Below are 16,474 nucleotides of genomic sequence, written 5' to 3' on the forward strand. Positions count from 1 at the left end.
CAGCCTACCTTGAGTAGCTGACGCATGGATGAAAGCCATTTTCACGACATGCGATTCCGGTACCGATCAAAGAATCAGCCGCATGATCTAGCGTCTTCGACAGGACATGCGGTCGTCTTGCGCCTCTATCGTCTTGCTTTCATCTTGAATTGGAGGATGGATGGGCGCAAACCTGCGGGCGCAGGAAAATAGGAGACATCATGACTTTGTCGCCGCATCCGCTGGATCATCTCGTATTGCCGACCGTCAATCTCGCTTTGGCGCGCGAGCGGCTCGGCAAGCTCGGTTTCACCGTCGCGCCCGACGCCCGGCATCCGTTCGGCACCGAGAATGCCTGTGTCTTCTTTGCGGACAAGACCTATCTTGAACCGCTGGCAGTGGCATCCCCTGAGCAATGTGAGGAGAGCGTCGGCGCGGGGAATGTCTTCGTTGCGCGCGATCAGGCCTATCGCTTCCGGCTCGGTGAAGACGGCTTTTCAGCCGTGGTGTTCGGCTCGGAGGATGCTGTCGCCGATGACGAGCGCTTTCGGGTAAGCGCCATCTCGGCGGGACGCATGCTGGATTTCTCGCGTCCCATGAAAATGCCGGATGGAACCGAGACCGTCGCCGGTTTTCGTCTCGCTTTCGCCGCCGATCTGCGTGCGCCGGATTTTCTGGCCTTCTGCTGCCAGCGCATCAATCCGCTGCCCGCCGATCGCAGCGTGCTGGAGCGCCATGAAAACGGCGTCACCGGCATTGCGCGGGTGGCGATATCGACACCCACCCCGGCCGCGTTCCGCACTTTCTTCGAAGCGATCGTCGGTGAACCCTGGATATCGGAACATTCTTTCGGTCTGACGATCAGGGCGGCCAATGCCGATATCGAGCTCCTGACGCCGGCAGGCATGGAAGCGTTTTACGATTTGCCTGTTCACTCGGACGATCCCGGCTTGCAGGCGCGCGCAATCCTTTTCAAAACACGCGATCTTTCCGTGACATCGTCGCATTTCGCTGCTAACGGCGTCACCTACACGCGTAAGAACAATCGTATATTGACAAGGCTGGCCCCCGGACCGGGCGCCCTGTTCGCCTTCGAGGAGATAGCATGAGCACGAATTCTGAAGTGATCGTCGGCGAGGGAGCCTCCAAGGTTCTGTTTTCCAACACCGCCAAGCTGTCGCTTATTGCTGGTCCGTGTCAGATGGAAAGCCGCGAGCATGCTTTTATGGTTGCTGGCGTCCTGAAGGAACTCTGCGGCAAGCTTGGCATCGGCCTTGTCTACAAATCCTCCTATGACAAGGCGAACCGGACTTCGCTCTCCGGCAAGCGCGGCATCGGCCTTGAAAAATCCATGGAAGTCTTTGCCGATCTGAAAAAGGAATACGGTTTTCCGGTCTTGACCGACATTCACACGGAAGAGCAGTGTGCTGTCGTCGCCAAGACGGTCGATATCCTGCAGATCCCGGCCTTCCTGTCGCGCCAGACAGACCTGCTGGTTGCCGCCGCCAAGACCGGCCGCGTCGTCAACGTCAAGAAGGGACAGTTTCTGGCTCCCTGGGACATGAAGAACGTGCTTGCCAAGCTGAACGACAGCGGTAACCCGAACATTCTTCTGTGCGAGCGCGGCGCCTCCTTCGGCTACAATACGCTGGTCTCCGACATGCGCTCGCTGCCGATCATGGCGGCGATGGGCGCGCCGGTGATTTTCGATGCGACCCATTCCGTGCAGCAGCCCGGCGGGCAGGGCGGTTCGACGGGCGGCGATCGCCGATTCGTCGAGACGCTGGCGCGCGCCGCCGTCGCCGTTGGCGTCGCCGGCGTTTTCGTCGAGACGCATGAAGATCCGGACAATGCGCCGTCGGACGGCCCGAACATGGTCTATCTGAAGGATATGCCGCGGCTTCTTGAGAAGCTGCTTGCCTTCGACGCCATCGCCAAGGCTTGAGAAATATCAGGCATTCAACAGGCTGACATGTATTTGCGTTACGGGGCCTGAAGGAGTGCGAAATCGGGGTGCGGAGCGGCATTGTAATTTCCGCGTCTTCGATTAAGACCATTTCAATCGATTTATAAACCAGCGAGCAGGAAGCTATCATGACCGCAATCACCGACATTATCGCCCGCGAGATTCTCGACAGCCGTGGCAATCCGACTGTCGAAGTCGATGTCTACCTCGAAGATGGCAGCATGGGCCGCGCGGCGGTTCCGTCGGGTGCGTCGACTGGCGCGCATGAAGCCGTCGAGCTTCGCGACGGCGGCAAGCGCTATCATGGCAAGGGCGTGGAGAAGGCTGTCGAAGCCGTCAATACCGAGATATTCGACGCGATCGGCGGCATGGACGCTGAAAATCAGATCCAGATCGACGACATCATGATCGAGCTTGACGGCACGCCGAACAAGTCCCGCATCGGCGCCAATGCCATCCTCGGCGTATCGCTCGCCGCCGCCAAGGCCGCTGCCCAGAGTGCAAACCTGCCGCTCTATCGCTATGTCGGCGGCGCTCACGCTCGCCTGCTCCCGGTTCCGATGATGAACATCATCAACGGCGGCGCCCATGCCGACAATCCGATCGATTTCCAGGAATTCATGATCCTGCCGCTCGGCGCAGACACTTTCCGCGATGCCGTGCGCATGGGCTCGGAAGTATTCCACGTCCTCAAGAAGGAACTGGCTTCCCAGGGCCACAACACGAACGTCGGTGACGAAGGTGGCTTTGCGCCTGGCCTCTCCAGCGCCCCTGCCGCTCTCGACTTCATCATGAAGTCGATCGAAAAAGCCGGCTACAAGCCGGGCGAAGAAATCGCTCTTGGCCTTGATTGCGCTTCGACCGAGTTCTTCAAGGACGGCAAGTACGTGCTCGAAGGCGAAGGCCGCACGCTGGAATCCGGCGCCATGGCCGAATATCTCGCTGAACTCGCCGCCAACTACCCGATCGTTTCGATCGAAGACGGCATGGCCGAGGACGACTGGGAAGGCTGGAAGACGCTCACCGACCTGATCGGCAAGAAGACGCAGCTCGTCGGCGACGACCTGTTCGTCACCAACTCCGCTCGTCTGCGCGATGGCATCCGCATGGGCGTCGCCAACTCGATCCTCGTCAAGGTCAACCAGATCGGCACGCTGACGGAAACGCTCGACGCTGTCGAAACTGCGCACAAGGCCAACTACACGGCCGTCATGTCGCACCGCTCCGGTGAAACCGAGGACTCGACCATCGCCGATCTTGCGGTTGCCACCAACTGCGGTCAGATCAAGACCGGCTCGCTGTCGCGCTCCGATCGTCTTGCCAAGTACAACCAGCTCATCCGCATCGAAGAAGGTCTCGGCCCGCAGGCGAAGTATGCCGGCCGCTCCATTCTTCGTGGCTGAGCTTGACCCGCAGGATCCGTCGGATTTTGCTGTTCATATTCGCTGATCTTGAACCGCGCCCTCGGGCGCGGTTTTTTGTTGGGCGCGCGGTAGAGTCAACGGACGGTTAATCTCTCACGGCTAAAGTTGCTCTAGGTGTTTGATTTGACGTGATCTTATCCGCAGCCGCAATGCTTCCGTCGCATCGTCTGAGGTTTGAGATTGCCTACGGCAGGGCGTTTCGAGCGAGTATGTGGACAAAATATCATAAGAAGAGAAGGTTCGGCCGTTTCGTCCTTCCCGCCGTAACTGTCGCTTTTGTTAGCTACTTCGGCTATCACTGTGTGCACGGCGACTACGGCCTGAAGGCGACCGAGGTTTTCGAGCGGCGTCGGCTCGACCGCAGCAAGGAACTTGCCGATCTGGTCGCGAAGCGCGAGCACCTCGAAAAAGAGGTCGCTCTGCTCAGCGACGGCTCTCTGGACAAGGATATGCTCGACCAATACGCGCGCTATCAGCTGACCTATTCCAAGGCGAACGAGATCGTCATTTTCAACAAATAGCCATAATTAACCGGATTTCGGTTAATCATTCTTTTTGTAGTTATAACAATAACTTACGAATAATATGAGCCATGCAATTATAGCATTGCTGTGGCGAACAATCTTGCCTATGTTACGCCTCACCATAAAACGAGGCTACTCACACAGGGAGGGTTGAATGGCGCCGCGAAAAACCGCGTCCGTTTCCAGCCGCAAGACAGTATCCAAACCCGCCAAGGACACCAATGGCGGTCCAATCGCGGATTTCGACCGTGATGCTGAGCTCAAGGCTTATCGTGAGATGCTCCTGATCCGCCGTTTTGAAGAGAAGGCCGGCCAGCTTTACGGCATGGGCTTCATCGGCGGCTTCTGTCACCTTTACATTGGTCAGGAAGCTGTCGTCGTCGGCATGCAGATGGCTTTGAAGGACGGCGACCAGGTCATTACCGGTTATCGCGACCACGGGCACATGCTGGCAACCGGCATGGAAGCACGCGGCGTCATGGCCGAGCTTACCGGGCGCCAGGGCGGCTATTCCCGAGGGAAGGGCGGCTCCATGCACATGTTCTCCAAGGAAAAGAATTTCTACGGCGGCCACGGCATTGTCGGCGCGCAGGTCTCGCTCGGCACCGGTCTCGGCTTTGCCAACTGGTATCGTGGCAATGACAATGTCAGCGTCGCCTATTTCGGCGATGGCGCCGCCAACCAGGGCCAGGTCTACGAAAGCTTCAACATGGCGCAGCTTTGGAAGCTGCCTGTGATTTTCGTGATCGAGAACAACCGTTACGCCATGGGTACGTCGACGGCGCGCGCCACCGCGCAGGCCGATTTCTCGAAGCGTGGTGCGTCCTTCGGCATCCCGGGCATCCAGGTCGATGGCATGGACGTTCGCGCCGTCAAGGCTGCGGCTGACGAGGCTGTCGAGCACTGCCGTTCCGGCAAGGGCCCGATCATCTTGGAAATGCTGACCTATCGTTATCGTGGTCACTCCATGTCGGACCCGGCCAAGTATCGTTCCAAGGACGAAGTGCAGAAGATGCGCTCCGAACATGATCCGATCGAACAGGTTCGTGTTCGCCTTCTCGAAAAGGGCTGGGCAACGGAAGACGATCTCAAGGGTATCGACAAGGATGTTCGCGATATCGTCGCCGACAGTGCCGATTTCGCCCAGAACGATCCTGAGCCGGATGCCTCCGAGCTCTACACCGACATTCTGCTCTAGATCGGGGAGGGACATTCATGCCCATCGATATCCTTATGCCCGCCCTTTCTCCGACGATGGAAGAGGGCACCCTTTCGAAATGGCTCAAGAAGGAAGGCGACAAGGTCGTTTCCGGTGACGTCATTGCCGAAATCGAAACCGACAAGGCGACCATGGAAGTGGAAGCCGTCGACGAAGGCACGATCGGCAAGCTGCTGGTCGACGCCGGCACCGAAGGCGTCAAGGTCAACGCCAAGATCGCCATCCTGCTGCAGGACGGCGAATCCGCTTCCGATATTTCCGCCGTCAAGGCAGCACCCGCTGCCGAGCCTGCCAAGGTCGAAACGCCTGCAGCGGCCGCTCCCGCGCCGGCACCTGTTCCGGCTCAGCCCAAAGCCGCTCCCGCCGATCCGGAAATCCCGGCCGGCACGGAAATGGTGTCGATGACGGTGCGTGAAGCGCTGCGCGACGCGATGGCCGAGGAAATGCGCGCCAATCCGGACGTTTTCGTCATGGGTGAGGAAGTCGCCGAATATCAGGGCGCCTACAAGGTCACGCAGGGCCTGCTGCAGGAGTTCGGTCCCCGCCGCGTTGTCGACACTCCGATCACCGAACATGGCTTCGCCGGTATCGGCGTCGGTGCCGCCATGGCCGGCCTTCGCCCGATCGTCGAGTTCATGACCTTCAACTTCGCCATGCAGGCGATCGACCAGATCATCAACTCCGCCGCCAAGACGCTCTATATGTCCGGCGGCCAGATGGGCGCACCGATCGTCTTCCGCGGCCCGAACGGCGCGGCAGCTCGCGTCGGCGCTCAGCACAGCCAGGACTATGCCTCCTGGTACAGCCACATACCGGGACTCAAGGTCGTCATGCCCTATACGGCAGCCGACGCCAAAGGCCTGCTCAAGGCGGCGATCCGCGATCCGAACCCGGTCATCTTCCTCGAGAACGAAATTCTCTACGGCCAGCACTTCGACGTGCCGAAGCTTGATGATTTCGTTGTACCGATCGGCAAGGCCCGCATCCATCGTCCCGGCAAGGACGTCACGGTCGTATCCTTCGGTATTGGCATGACCTATGCCACCAAGGCCGTGGCCGAGCTGGAAGCCCAGGGCATCGATGTCGAGCTCATCGACCTGCGCACCATCCGTCCGATGGATCTTCCGACGGTTATCGAATCCGTCAAGAAGACCGGCCGCCTTGTCACGGTCGAGGAAGGCTATCCGCAGTCCTCCGTCGGCACGGAAATCGCCACCCGCGTCATGCAGCAGGCTTTCGACTATCTCGATGCGCCGATCCTGACGATTGCCGGCAAGGACGTGCCCATGCCTTACGCCGCCAACCTCGAAAAGCTGGCGTTGCCGAATGTCGGTGAAGTGGTCGATGCGGTGAAAGCCGTTTGCTACAAATAAGGGGAGGGCTCATCGATGCCTATCAACATCACCATGCCTGCCCTCTCGCCGACCATGGAAGAGGGCAACCTCGCCAAGTGGCTGGTCAAGGAAGGCGATAAGATCAAGTCCGGTGACGTCATCGCCGAGATCGAGACCGACAAGGCAACGATGGAAGTCGAAGCCGTCGATGAAGGCACAGTCGCCAAGATCGTCGTTCCCGCCGGCACCGAAGGCGTGAAGGTCAATGCCTTGATCGCTGTGCTCGCCGGCGATGGCGAGGACGTTGCCGCTGCCGCCTCTGGTGCTGGTACCGCTCCGGCTCCTGCCGCGGCCCCCAAGGCGGAAGCAGCTCCTGCGGCTGCGCCGGCTACAGTACCTGCTGCGGCAAGCGTCGCGGCTCCCGCTGCATCCGCTCCGGCCCCGGCAGCAACGGATGGTCATCGCACCTTCGCTTCGCCGCTCGCACGTCGCCTTGCCAAGGAAGCCGGCGTCGATGTGACGGCAGTTGCCGGCTCCGGCCCGCATGGCCGCGTGGTCAAGAAGGATATCGAAGCCGCGATATCAGGCGGTACTGCCAAGGCTGCTCCATCGGCAGCGCCAGCCGCACAGCCTGCTGCTGCTCCGGCCGCAGCACCTAAGGGCATGTCGGAAGAGACCGTCCTCAAGCTGTTCGAGCCCGGTTCCTACGAGCTCGTACCGCATGACGGCATGCGCAAGACCATCGCCAAGCGCCTGCAGGAATCCAAGCAGACCATCCCGCATTTCTACGTCTCAGTCGATTGCGAACTCGACGCGCTGCTGGCGCTTCGCACGCAGCTCAACGATGCCGCTCCGAAGTCGAAGGACGGCGCGCCGGCCTACAAGCTTTCGGTCAACGACATGGTGATCAAGGCCCTGGCTCTCGCGCTGCGTGACGTGCCGGATGCCAACGTCTCCTGGACCGACAGCAATATGGTCAAGCACAAGCATGCCGATGTCGGCGTTGCCGTTTCCATTCCGGGCGGTCTGATCACGCCGATCATCCGCAGTGCCGAACTGAAGACGCTCTCCGCCATCTCCAACGAGATGAAGGACTACGGCAAGCGCGCCAAGGAGCGCAAGCTGAAGCCCGAGGAGTATCAGGGCGGCACGACCGCCGTATCGAACATGGGCATGATGGGCGTCAAGAACTTCGCCGCCGTCGTCAACCCGCCGCATGCGACCATTCTGGCCGTCGGCGCGGGCGAGCAGCGGGTGATCGTCAGGAAGGGCGAGATGGCGATCGCCACCGTGATGAGCGTCACGCTGTCGACCGACCATCGTGCCGTCGACGGCGCGCTCGGTGCCGAACTCCTGGCGGCCTTCAAGGGCTACATCGAAAACCCGATGGGAATGCTCGTCTGAGCTTAGAGCCGGATGATTTTAGGTCTGATCGACCTAAAATCTGAATCCGCTCTGGAATGAAATAGGTAGAGCGTGATGTCGCCCGAAATCCCCTCACACTTTTCGGCATCACGCTCTCGTCGCGACACGGAGGCATGAATGACCAAAACTGTTCTGTGTTACGGCGACTCGCTGACATGGGGCTATAACGCGGAGACGATCGGCCGTCATGCCTACGAAGACCGGTGGCCGAGCGTGCTGCAAAGGGCGCTCGGCAATCAGGTTCGCATCATCCCGGAAGGGCTGAACGGCCGCACGACCGCTTTCGACGATCATCTCGCCGATTGCGACCGCAATGGTGCGAGGATTCTGCCGACGATCCTGCAGACCCACAACCCGCTCGATCTCGTCATCCTCCTGCTCGGCACCAACGACATGAAACCGGTCGTGGCGGGTGCCGCTTTCGCGGCCACGCAAGGTGTGCGGCGATTGATTCAGCTCGTGCGCAATCATACATGGGGGTTCGGTTACGACGTCCCGGATATTCTGATCGTGGCGCCGCCCGTCATCTCCGAAACGGCCAACCCGGTCTTTGCCGCCAACTATCGCGGCGCGATCGAGGAATCGGCAATGCTTGCGACGCTTTACCGTGATCTTGCCGATGAGGAGAGCTGCGGCTTCTTTGATGCAGGTTCGGTTGCCATCACCACGCCGCTCGACGGCGTGCATCTCGATGTGGAAAACACCCGGGCGCTCGGTCGCGGCCTAGAGCCGATCGTGCGGATGATGCTCGGTCTCTGATAAATTAAGGCGCCGGGGCTTCCGATCCGCCGCCACCAATAAGGCAGGAAACATATGGCTGAGAATTACGACCTCATTATCATCGGTTCCGGTCCCGGCGGTTACGTCGCTGCCGTGCGTGCCGGCCAGCTTGGCCTGAAAACCGCAATCGTCGAGCGCGAACATCTGGGCGGCATCTGCCTCAACTGGGGCTGCATACCCACAAAGGCATTGCTTCGCTCTGCCGAAATTCTCGATCATTCCAATCATCTGAAGGATTACGGCCTCGTTCTCGAAGGCAAGGTGAGCGCGGATGTGAAGGCGGTCGTCGCTCGCTCGCGCGGCGTTTCCGCCCGTCTCAACCAAGGCGTCGGCTTCTTGATGAAGAAAAACAAGGTCGACGTCATCTGGGGCGAAGCCAAGATAACCAAGCCGGGCGAGATCGTCGTCGGCAAGGCGAGTAAGCCGGCCGTCGAGCCACAGCATCCGTTGCCGAAGAACGTCAAGGGTGAGGGCACCTACACCGCCAAGCACATCATCGTCGCGACCGGCGCCCGTCCGCGCGCGCTGCCGGGCATCGAGCCGGACGGCAAGCTGATCTGGACCTATTTCGAAGCGCTGAAGCCGGATTTCCTGCCGAAGTCGCTGCTGGTCATGGGCTCCGGCGCCATCGGCATCGAATTCGCAAGCTTCTATCGCTCGATGGGCGTCGACGTCACCGTCGTCGAAGTCATGCCGACCATCATGCCGGTCGAAGATGCCGAAATCTCGGGCATTGCTCGCAAGCAGCTTGAGAAGCGCGGCCTGAAGATTTTCACCAAGGCGAAGGTCACAAAGGTCGACAAGGCTGCCAACAGCATCACCGCCCATGTCGAAACCGAAGACGGCAAGGTTCAGCAGATCGTTGCCGATCGCATGATTTCGGCCGTCGGCGTCCAGGGCAACATCGAAAACCTTGGGCTCGAAGCGCTCGGCGTGAAGACCGATCGCGGCTGCGTCGTCATCGACGGCTACGGCAAGACCAATGTTGCGGGCATCTACGCGATCGGCGACGTTGCCGGCCCGCCGATGCTGGCCCACAAGGCTGAGCATGAGGGCGTCGTCTGCGTCGAGAAGATCGCCGGGCTGCCGAATGTTCATCCGACCGACAAGAGCAAGGTTCCGGGCTGCACCTATTGCCAGCCGCAGGTCGCCTCCGTCGGCCTCACCGAAGCCAGGGCCAAGGGACTCGGCCACGATATCCGCGTCGGCCGCTTCTCCTTCGTCGCCAACGGCAAGGCGATCGCGCTCGGCGAGGACCAGGGTCTTTGCAAGGTTATCTTCGACAAGAAGACCGGCGAACTGCTGGGCGCGCATATGGTCGGCGCCGAGGTCACCGAGCTCATCCAGGGCTTCGTCGTCGCCATGAACCTGGAGACGACGGAAGAAGAGCTGATGCACACGATCTTCCCGCATCCGACCGTTTCGGAAACGATGAAGGAGGCGGTGCTCGACGCCTACGGCCGGGTGCTGAACGCTTGATAGTTTCCTGCCCCGCCCTTTATCCGAAGGGTGGAAAACAGCAAAGGAAATCAACATGTCTATAGCTGCTCAAGGTTGGATCGTCTTTCTTCTCATTGGGCTGGTCGCGGGTTTTCTCGCGAGCCTGGTGGTCGGAGGCGGCGGGCTCATCGGTTGCCTGGTGAGCGGGGTGATCGGGGCCTTTGTCGGCGGCTTCCTGTTCCACTGGTTCGGGATTTCGCTGGGTATTGAAAATGCGCTTGTCGTGGAGATCATCCATGCCACGGTCGGCGCGATCATCGTGGTGCTCTTGGCGAGATTGATCGTCTAGGGCACCTTGGCAAAATGCAACACGGCGTCCGGCAGGATCATTCCGAGGAGCGCCTGATCGAGGGTTTGATGGAAAGCGTAGGTTGGCTGGGTCTGATCATCATCGGCGGTCTTGCTGGCTGGCTCGCGGGCAAGCTGATGGATGCGCGCTACGGCATCATCCTCAACATCATCCTCGGCATCGCCGGCTCGGTGGTGGCCGCGGCGTTGATGGTGGCCCTGCATGTCGGCGTGCCCGGCGGCCGCCTCGGTTTTTTTATCACCGGTTTCATCGGTGCATGCATTCTGATATTCCTCGCTAAATTCGCACGGCGATGAATGGGCCGCACTTAAGCGGCGGAAAGTAGACGTTTCATGGTCACGATTCTCGACACGATCAACCCGGAAGCCAAGCGCGTACGACACCCGGAGAAGGCGCATCGGCCGGATACGGAAGTCCTGCGCAAGCCGGACTGGATTCGCGTCAAGGCGCCGACATCGAAGGGCTATGCCGAAACCCGCTCGATCGTGAAGGAGCATAAGCTCGTCACCGTCTGCGAGGAAGCGGGCTGCCCGAACATCGGCGAATGTTGGGACAAGAAGCACGCCACCTTCATGATCATGGGCGAGATCTGCACGCGCGCCTGCGCCTTCTGCAATGTCGCCACCGGCAAGCCGAACGCGCTCGACATGGCCGAGCCGGAAAATGTCGCCAAGGCCGTCAAGCAGATGGGCCTCAGCCACGTCGTCATCACGTCGGTCGACCGCGATGATCTTGCGGACGGCGGCGCCGAGCATTTCGAGAAGGTGATCTGGGCGATCCGCGCCGCTTCGCCCATGACGACGATCGAAATCCTGACGCCGGACTTCCTGAAGAAGCCGGGCGCGCTGGAGCGCGTCGTCGCCGCCAAGCCCGACGTTTTCAACCACAATATGGAAACCGTGGCAGGCAACTATCTGACGGTCCGTCCGGGCGCACGCTACTTCCATTCGATCCGCCTGCTGCAGCGGGTCAAGGAACTGGATCCCACCATGTTCACCAAGTCGGGCATCATGGTCGGCCTCGGCGAAGAGCGCAACGAAGTGCTGCAACTGATGGACGACCTGCGCACCGCTGACGTCGACTTCCTGACCATTGGCCAGTATCTGCAGCCGACGCGCAAGCATCATCAGGTCATGAGCTTCGTCACGCCGGAAGAGTTCCAGTCCTACGAGACCGTGGCTTACACCAAGGGTTTCCTGATGGTCGCCTCCAGCCCGTTGACGCGCTCCTCCCACCATGCTGGCGACGATTTCGCCCGGCTGCGGGCTGCGCGCGAGAAGAAGGTTCTGCTAGCGGCGGAATAGGAGAACAGTCTCTCCGTCCTCAGGAGGGCGCAGAGATCTCAGGAACTTTTGGGTTCGAATAATTCGATCGCGTTGCCGGACGGGTCTTCGCACAGGATTTGTCGTCCGCCTGGTCCCTCTATGATGTCGTTGCGGAAATGAACACCATGTTCGCGCAGAGTGGAAACGAGCGCAGGCAATTCTCCTTGGATCTCAAGCACGAACCGGCTCCAGCCGCCCGGTTCAGGTTTGCGGCCATCCGGCATTGGCCGGGAAGCCGACGCCATCGGGCCTGCAAGCCACAATGTGAGGTCGTCCCGCGTCAGAATCGCCATTGCCGGTCCGAATTGTTGTTTTAGCGTAAAGCCGAAATGCTTCAGATAGAATGCCGCTGCCGTTTCGACATCCTCGACTATGTACCGCACCGTCGCCATTGCGCTGCTCCTCGATCTGGCTAAGGGATGCTACCACGGTTTTCGCGTGCTTCGCCATAAGATCGTCATCCGTTTGATTTAGGAAACATGCCCGCCGTTTGTTGCCGGTACCGGCACTTTCGATTCGATTATGGAGCTGTACCGTGGAGCAGATCGTCGCGCCGCAGACGCATGTCCGTGCCGTTGATATCGAAGAGGCGACTGCGCTTATCAAAGAGGCGAACCGCATCCTCGTCATAGGCTGCTCCGGTACCGGCAAAAGCACGCTGGCGCAGGCGATCGCCTCGTTGCTCGGTCTGACCTACGTGTCCATGGACCGCGATATCTTCTGGCTGCCGGGTTGGAAGTCTCGCTCGCGTCCGGAAGCGATCTCGCGGATCGAGCAGGCGGTCGCCGGGCCGCGCTGGATCATGGATGGCAACAGCCCCGGAACCCTGCCGCTGCGGCTGCCGCGCACGGAGATCGTCCTGTGGCGCCGCCCTCCACGGCATGTTGCGCTATGGGGCGTGTTTTCGCGCTGGCTGCGCTACAGGGGCAGCACTCGACCGGAGATGGCGGCTGGATGCCCGGAGCAACTGACGTGGACATTCCTGCGTTACATCTGGACTTTCGAGCGTAACGAAGTGCCGCAGTTTCAGGAAATGCTCGCGCTGCATGGCCGCCACGTGCCTGTTTTGACGCTGAAATCCTATCACGACGGCGAGGAGCTGCTGGCACGTCTGCAAAGCAAGATCTGAAGCGGGTGGTATCATGGATCAGATGACGATGCCTGCGCTGCGCAACGAAATAGACGACCTCGCCCAGGCCGCCGATCGTATCCGCAGGGCGAACCGTATCCTGGTGATGGGTTGCTCCGGCGGCGGCAAATCGACGCTGTCGCTGCAGATCGCCGCCCGCTTCGGCCTCGCTTATGTCTCGATCGATCGCGATGTGCTGTGGTTGCCGGGCTGGAAGCAGCGCGACAAGGCCGAGCAGCGAGCAATCATCCTTTCCAAGATCGCGGGCGAGCGCTGGGTCATGGACGGCACGAATCCCTCCACCTTCGACATACGCCTGCCGCGAACCGACTTCGTCATCTGGGTGCGGATGCCACGGCTGCTTTGCATCTGGGGTGCCGTCTCCCGCTGGGTCAAATGGATCGGCCGCACGCGCCCGGAAATGGCGCCCGGCTGCAGAGAGAAAGTCGACTGGGAATTTCTGCGCTTCATCTGGACGGTCGAGGAAAAGTTTACGCCGCGCGTCGTCACCGGCCTTGTCGAACATGGCCCGGATGTACCGGTCCTTCAACTGACTAGCCGCCGGCAGATGCGCCGGCTTCTTGATCTGCTTGCGGCCTCTGTTTGACTGAGATTCCTTGCTTTCGGGAGATGAGAATATGAAGGTGCTAAGTGATCTCACCGAAGCTGCCACACGGCTTACTGCGGCCGATCGGGTTCTCGTTATAGGATGTTCCGGTGGCGGTAAGTCGACCCTGTCGCAAACGATCTGTGAGCGCCTGAATCTGCCTTATGTTTCCATGGATCGTGACTTCTATTGGTTGCCGGGATGGATCAAACGCGCAAGAGCAGAGGAGCGTAGCCTGATCGCCGCCAAAGTCGCGGAGGAGCGCTGGCTGATGGATGGCAGCGGGCAATCCTCTTTCGATTTGCGACTGCCGCGCACGAATTTGATTCTGTGGGTGCGTATGCCGCGATGGCTCTGTCTCTGGGGCGCCCTCTCCAGAGCGGTCATGGGTTACGGCAGGACACGGCCGGAAATGGCGGAGGGTTGTCCGGAGCGGATCGATGGAGAATTCCTGCGCTATATCTGGAATTTCGAGAGGATGACCGTTCCGAAAATTCTTGCAGGCTTAGCTCAACACGGCCCCGATGTGCCTGTTTTACAGTTAAAATCCCGCGGCGAAATGCGTCAGCTTCTTGATCTTCTTGGCCGTCCTGCTTAATTGCCGATCATGCCTCAATTCGAAACCCATCGCCCCGTTCCGCATTCGCCTGACCAGATGTTCGACCTCGTCGCCGACGTCGAGCGCTATCCGGAATTCCTGCCGCTTTGCGACGGGCTTGTCGTTCGCAGCCGCAAGGAACGCGACGGTAAGGTGTTGCTGATCGCCGACATGACCGTTGGCTATAAGGCGATCCGCGAAACCTTCACCACGCAGGTGTTGCTGAACAAGCTCGAACGCGCCATCGATGTGAAATATATCGACGGCCCTTTCAAATATCTCGACAATCGCTGGCGCTTCGCGCCGTTGGAAAACGGCGGCTGCAGCATCGATTTCTTCATCGATTACGAGTTCAAGAGCCGCATTCTCGGCGCCTTGATGGGATCGATGTTCGATCGTGCATTTCGCATGTTCACGGATGCCTTCGAGACGCGCGCGAACAAGATCTACGCGTAAGGCCGGATTTCGGCGTCACCGGTCGAGAGCGATCAGCATTTCCAGCGCCGTCTTCACGGTAGCAAGCCGCACCTTGTCGCGGCCGATGTCGCCATAGCGCATCTCGTGGTGGATCAGCGCGCCGTTACGCGCCTTGGCGGCAAGGTGGACGAGACCCACAGGCTTTTCCGCTGACCCGCCGCCGGGACCGGCTATACCGGTGACTGCGACTGCAAGATCCGCATGCGAACGGAAGAGGGCGCCGTGCGCCATCTGCAGTGCCGTTTCCTTCGAGACGGCGCCGAAACGCGCAAGCGTCTGCTCCTGAACGCCGAGCATCTCCATCTTCGCCGCGTTGGTGTAGGTGACGAAACCACGGTCGACGACAGACGACGAGCCGGGGATTTCCGTCAATGCGCCGGCGATCAATCCACCGCTGCAGGATTCCGCCGTGGCGACCATTCGGCCCTTTGCCGTGAAGTCCGTGACGATGGTTTGCGCGAGCGCAAGTATGTCCTCCGGGAAATGCGTCACGCCTTGCCTCCGCGATAGACCACGGTTGCCGTTGCGATAGCGGCGATGCCTTCGCGGCGACCGACGAAGCCGATCCCTTCGTTTGTGGTTGCCTTCACCGAACAGCGATCGAGGCTGATGCCCAGAAATTCGGAGAGCTTTGCGCGCATGGCGTCGCGATGCGGCCCGACCTTCGGCGCCTCGGCGATCAGCGAGACATCCGCGTTCATGATGGTTCCGCCGCGCTCGCGGACGATCTTCGCCGCATGCTCGATGAAGATGCGGGATGCCGCACCCTTCCATTGGGGATCGGAGGGCGGAAAGTGGTCGCCGATATCGCCTGCGCCGCAGGTCGCGAGCAAGGCATCCGTCAATGCATGCAGCGCGACGTCGGCGTCGGAATGTCCCTTCAGCGTCTGGTCGTGCGGAATGAAGATGCCACAGAGCGTGACGCCGTCACCCGGCTCCAGCTGGTGCACGTCATAACCGTTGCCGGTGCGCACATCGGGCAGAAGAGTGGCGCTGAGCTTCTCATCGGCCATGGCGATATCCCTTTTGATGGTCAGTTTGATATTGTCGGCACTGCCGGTCACGAGCGTGACAGGTAAACCGTTCCATTCGGCGATAGCGGCATCGTCGGTAAAATCGGTCCTGCCGTCGGCAGCCGCTTTTTCATGTGCGGCGAGAATATCGGCAAACCGGAAGGATTGCGGCGTCTGCGCGGCATGAAGTCCGGCGCGAGGCACCGTTTCCACGACCAGCGCATGTCCATCTGCCCGCTTCAGCGTGTCCGTGACAGGCATTGCGGGCAGAACTGCCGGCGCACCGGCCGCAAGGGCCTCGGCAACGCGATCCAGCAGATCGTGGTCGAAGAAGGGGCGCACGGCATCATGGATCATGACATGCGTCACGCCGCTCCCCTGCAACTGCCGTAATCCCGCGAGCACCGATTGCTGCCGCGTCGCGCCGCCGAAAGCGATCTCGACGTCGGGCGAGCCGGCCACCTGATTCAGCGCCGACCGCAGCAGGCTCTCATCGTCGTGGTGGATGACGATGACGATCTTCGCCGCCTGCGGCCATGTCACGAATCTTTCAAGCGTATGCGCAATAACCGCTCTGCCGCCGATCGCGCGATATTGCTTGGGACCTTCGCCAGGCGACCCCGCCCGTTCGCCGCGTCCGGCGGCAACGATCACGATTCCCACCGACAGCGGTTGCGTTGAATGCATTTGCGTCATAAACCCCCGAGGAATAAAAGGCTCCGTCTCCAGCATGCTTCTGAAAAGCGTAGAGCTTTCTTTTGAACAAGCACATGCTAAATAGATCGCCAAAGCGGGATCTCGCTCCAGCAGGGTCTATCGTCTTGAATGGGTATTTTCCAGCATTTGCCAAAAAATATCGGGCCT

General features: G+C 60.2%; 19 protein-coding genes. 16 read left to right on the forward strand and 3 right to left on the reverse strand.

The annotated features are described in order from the left end of the window. The first annotated feature begins 200 nt into the window (after window positions 1–200). The 12 genes from FHT28_RS06700 to lipA all read left to right on the forward strand — a co-directional run bounded on the left by FHT28_RS06700 (window position 201) and on the right by lipA (window position 11,765). Complete coding sequence (locus FHT28_RS06700) at window positions 201–1,088, forward strand: VOC family protein (RefSeq protein WP_037201942.1); 888 nt, start codon at window positions 201–203, stop codon at window positions 1,086–1,088. Continuing rightward, window positions 1,085–1,924: a 3-deoxy-8-phosphooctulonate synthase gene (kdsA, locus tag FHT28_RS06705; RefSeq protein ID WP_047638060.1), complete on the forward strand. Its 840-nt coding sequence runs from the start codon at window positions 1,085–1,087 to the stop codon at window positions 1,922–1,924. Before FHT28_RS06700 ends, kdsA begins: the two co-directional genes overlap by 4 nt. 149 nt (window positions 1,925–2,073) lie before the next feature. Continuing rightward, window positions 2,074–3,348: a phosphopyruvate hydratase gene (eno, locus tag FHT28_RS06710; RefSeq protein ID WP_037201947.1), complete on the forward strand. Its 1,275-nt coding sequence runs from the start codon at window positions 2,074–2,076 to the stop codon at window positions 3,346–3,348. Window positions 3,349–3,578: 230 nt separating this feature from the next. Further along, the gene (locus FHT28_RS06715; protein WP_037201949.1) at window positions 3,579–3,890 is read left to right on the forward strand and encodes a septum formation initiator family protein; all 312 of its coding nucleotides are present in this window, start codon (window positions 3,579–3,581) and stop codon (window positions 3,888–3,890) included. Window positions 3,891–4,047: 157 nt separating this feature from the next. Then, window positions 4,048–5,091: a pyruvate dehydrogenase (acetyl-transferring) E1 component subunit alpha gene (pdhA, locus tag FHT28_RS06720; protein WP_034505126.1), complete on the forward strand. Its 1,044-nt coding sequence runs from the start codon at window positions 4,048–4,050 to the stop codon at window positions 5,089–5,091. A gap of 17 nt (window positions 5,092–5,108) precedes the next feature. Beyond that, entirely contained in the window at window positions 5,109–6,485 is a 1,377-nt protein-coding gene (locus FHT28_RS06725; protein WP_037201952.1) for a pyruvate dehydrogenase complex E1 component subunit beta, read from the forward strand. 15 nt (window positions 6,486–6,500) lie between these two features. Next, window positions 6,501–7,850, forward strand: a complete 1,350-nt coding sequence (locus FHT28_RS06730) for a pyruvate dehydrogenase complex dihydrolipoamide acetyltransferase (protein WP_168595816.1) — start codon at window positions 6,501–6,503, stop codon at window positions 7,848–7,850. 138 nt (window positions 7,851–7,988) lie between these two features. Next, on the forward strand, window positions 7,989–8,630 hold the full coding sequence (locus tag FHT28_RS06735) for an SGNH/GDSL hydrolase family protein (RefSeq protein ID WP_037201958.1): 642 nt from the start codon (window positions 7,989–7,991) through the stop codon (window positions 8,628–8,630). 54 nt (window positions 8,631–8,684) lie between these two features. Then, window positions 8,685–10,130 (forward strand): dihydrolipoyl dehydrogenase, encoded by a 1,446-nt coding sequence (gene lpdA / locus FHT28_RS06740; RefSeq protein WP_168595817.1) that lies wholly within the window; start codon window positions 8,685–8,687, stop codon window positions 10,128–10,130. Between the two features lie 55 nt (window positions 10,131–10,185). Then, a complete protein-coding gene (locus FHT28_RS06745; RefSeq protein ID WP_034480636.1) occupies window positions 10,186–10,440 on the forward strand; it encodes a GlsB/YeaQ/YmgE family stress response membrane protein in 255 nt (84 codons plus the stop codon). A gap of 68 nt (window positions 10,441–10,508) precedes the next feature. Continuing rightward, window positions 10,509–10,757: a GlsB/YeaQ/YmgE family stress response membrane protein gene (locus FHT28_RS06750; RefSeq protein WP_037201967.1), complete on the forward strand. Its 249-nt coding sequence runs from the start codon at window positions 10,509–10,511 to the stop codon at window positions 10,755–10,757. A 36-nt stretch (window positions 10,758–10,793) separates the two neighbouring features. After that, window positions 10,794–11,765: a lipoyl synthase gene (gene lipA / locus FHT28_RS06755; protein ID WP_168595818.1), complete on the forward strand. Its 972-nt coding sequence runs from the start codon at window positions 10,794–10,796 to the stop codon at window positions 11,763–11,765. 38 nt (window positions 11,766–11,803) lie between these two features. Here the strand turns inward: lipA and FHT28_RS06760 are convergent, their stop codons facing one another. Continuing rightward, window positions 11,804–12,178 carry a VOC family protein gene (locus tag FHT28_RS06760; protein WP_168595819.1) on the reverse strand — a complete coding sequence of 125 codons (375 nt, stop codon included), beginning with the start codon at window positions 12,176–12,178 and terminating at the stop codon, window positions 11,804–11,806. 143 nt (window positions 12,179–12,321) lie between these two features. Between FHT28_RS06760 and FHT28_RS06765 the strand changes: the two genes are divergently transcribed. The 4 genes from FHT28_RS06765 to FHT28_RS06780 are packed head-to-tail and all read left to right on the forward strand — an operon-like array spanning window position 12,322 to window position 14,576. Next, window positions 12,322–12,915 carry an AAA family ATPase gene (locus FHT28_RS06765; RefSeq protein WP_168595820.1) on the forward strand — a complete coding sequence of 198 codons (594 nt, stop codon included), beginning with the start codon at window positions 12,322–12,324 and terminating at the stop codon, window positions 12,913–12,915. A gap of 13 nt (window positions 12,916–12,928) precedes the next feature. Next, on the forward strand, window positions 12,929–13,522 hold the full coding sequence (locus FHT28_RS06770; protein ID WP_168595821.1) for an AAA family ATPase: 594 nt from the start codon (window positions 12,929–12,931) through the stop codon (window positions 13,520–13,522). Window positions 13,523–13,553: 31 nt separating this feature from the next. After that, window positions 13,554–14,120 carry an AAA family ATPase gene (locus FHT28_RS06775; RefSeq protein WP_168595863.1) on the forward strand — a complete coding sequence of 189 codons (567 nt, stop codon included), beginning with the start codon at window positions 13,554–13,556 and terminating at the stop codon, window positions 14,118–14,120. Between the two features lie 9 nt (window positions 14,121–14,129). Further along, complete coding sequence (locus FHT28_RS06780) at window positions 14,130–14,576, forward strand: type II toxin-antitoxin system RatA family toxin (protein ID WP_034505627.1); 447 nt, start codon at window positions 14,130–14,132, stop codon at window positions 14,574–14,576. A gap of 15 nt (window positions 14,577–14,591) precedes the next feature. On the opposite strand, the gene FHT28_RS06785 is transcribed toward FHT28_RS06780, so the two are convergent. Together FHT28_RS06785 and FHT28_RS06790 are read right to left on the reverse strand one after the other, a co-directional pair. Further along, window positions 14,592–15,089 (reverse strand): CinA family protein, encoded by a 498-nt coding sequence (locus FHT28_RS06785; RefSeq protein ID WP_047638072.1) that lies wholly within the window; start codon window positions 15,087–15,089, stop codon window positions 14,592–14,594. Then, entirely contained in the window at window positions 15,086–16,306 is a 1,221-nt protein-coding gene (locus FHT28_RS06790; RefSeq protein ID WP_168595822.1) for a bifunctional 2-C-methyl-D-erythritol 4-phosphate cytidylyltransferase/2-C-methyl-D-erythritol 2,4-cyclodiphosphate synthase, read from the reverse strand. Before FHT28_RS06790 ends, FHT28_RS06785 begins: the two co-directional genes overlap by 4 nt. Window positions 16,307–16,474: the final 168 nt, after the last annotated feature.

The sequence above is a fragment of the Rhizobium sp. SG570 genome (assembly GCF_012275345.1).
In the GTDB taxonomy this organism is placed as follows: Bacteria; Pseudomonadota; Alphaproteobacteria; order Rhizobiales; family Rhizobiaceae; genus Rhizobium; species Rhizobium lusitanum.

What these genes read in the sequence shown, in the direction of transcription:
- pdhA (WP_034505126.1), top strand. Translation starts at nt 4,048, where the DNA reads ATGGCGCCGCGAAAAACCGCGTCCGTTTCCAGCCGCAAGACAGTATCC.
- FHT28_RS06745 (WP_034480636.1), top strand. Translation starts at nt 10,186, where the DNA reads ATGTCTATAGCTGCTCAAGGTTGGATCGTCTTTCTTCTCATTGGGCTG.
- FHT28_RS06725 (WP_037201952.1), top strand. Translation starts at nt 5,109, where the DNA reads ATGCCCATCGATATCCTTATGCCCGCCCTTTCTCCGACGATGGAAGAG.
- lpdA (WP_168595817.1), top strand. Translation starts at nt 8,685, where the DNA reads ATGGCTGAGAATTACGACCTCATTATCATCGGTTCCGGTCCCGGCGGT.
- FHT28_RS06770 (WP_168595821.1), top strand. Translation starts at nt 12,929, where the DNA reads ATGGATCAGATGACGATGCCTGCGCTGCGCAACGAAATAGACGACCTC.
- eno (WP_037201947.1), top strand. Translation starts at nt 2,074, where the DNA reads ATGACCGCAATCACCGACATTATCGCCCGCGAGATTCTCGACAGCCGT.
- FHT28_RS06715 (WP_037201949.1), top strand. Translation starts at nt 3,579, where the DNA reads ATGTGGACAAAATATCATAAGAAGAGAAGGTTCGGCCGTTTCGTCCTT.
- kdsA (WP_047638060.1), top strand. Translation starts at nt 1,085, where the DNA reads ATGAGCACGAATTCTGAAGTGATCGTCGGCGAGGGAGCCTCCAAGGTT.
- FHT28_RS06735 (WP_037201958.1), top strand. Translation starts at nt 7,989, where the DNA reads ATGACCAAAACTGTTCTGTGTTACGGCGACTCGCTGACATGGGGCTAT.
- FHT28_RS06760 (WP_168595819.1), bottom strand. Translation starts at nt 12,178, where the DNA reads ATGGCGACGGTGCGGTACATAGTCGAGGATGTCGAAACGGCAGCGGCA.
- FHT28_RS06775 (WP_168595863.1), top strand. Translation starts at nt 13,554, where the DNA reads ATGAAGGTGCTAAGTGATCTCACCGAAGCTGCCACACGGCTTACTGCG.
- FHT28_RS06750 (WP_037201967.1), top strand. Translation starts at nt 10,509, where the DNA reads ATGGAAAGCGTAGGTTGGCTGGGTCTGATCATCATCGGCGGTCTTGCT.
- lipA (WP_168595818.1), top strand. Translation starts at nt 10,794, where the DNA reads ATGGTCACGATTCTCGACACGATCAACCCGGAAGCCAAGCGCGTACGA.
- FHT28_RS06790 (WP_168595822.1), bottom strand. Translation starts at nt 16,306, where the DNA reads ATGACGCAAATGCATTCAACGCAACCGCTGTCGGTGGGAATCGTGATC.
- FHT28_RS06700 (WP_037201942.1), top strand. Translation starts at nt 201, where the DNA reads ATGACTTTGTCGCCGCATCCGCTGGATCATCTCGTATTGCCGACCGTC.
- FHT28_RS06730 (WP_168595816.1), top strand. Translation starts at nt 6,501, where the DNA reads ATGCCTATCAACATCACCATGCCTGCCCTCTCGCCGACCATGGAAGAG.
- FHT28_RS06780 (WP_034505627.1), top strand. Translation starts at nt 14,130, where the DNA reads ATGCCTCAATTCGAAACCCATCGCCCCGTTCCGCATTCGCCTGACCAG.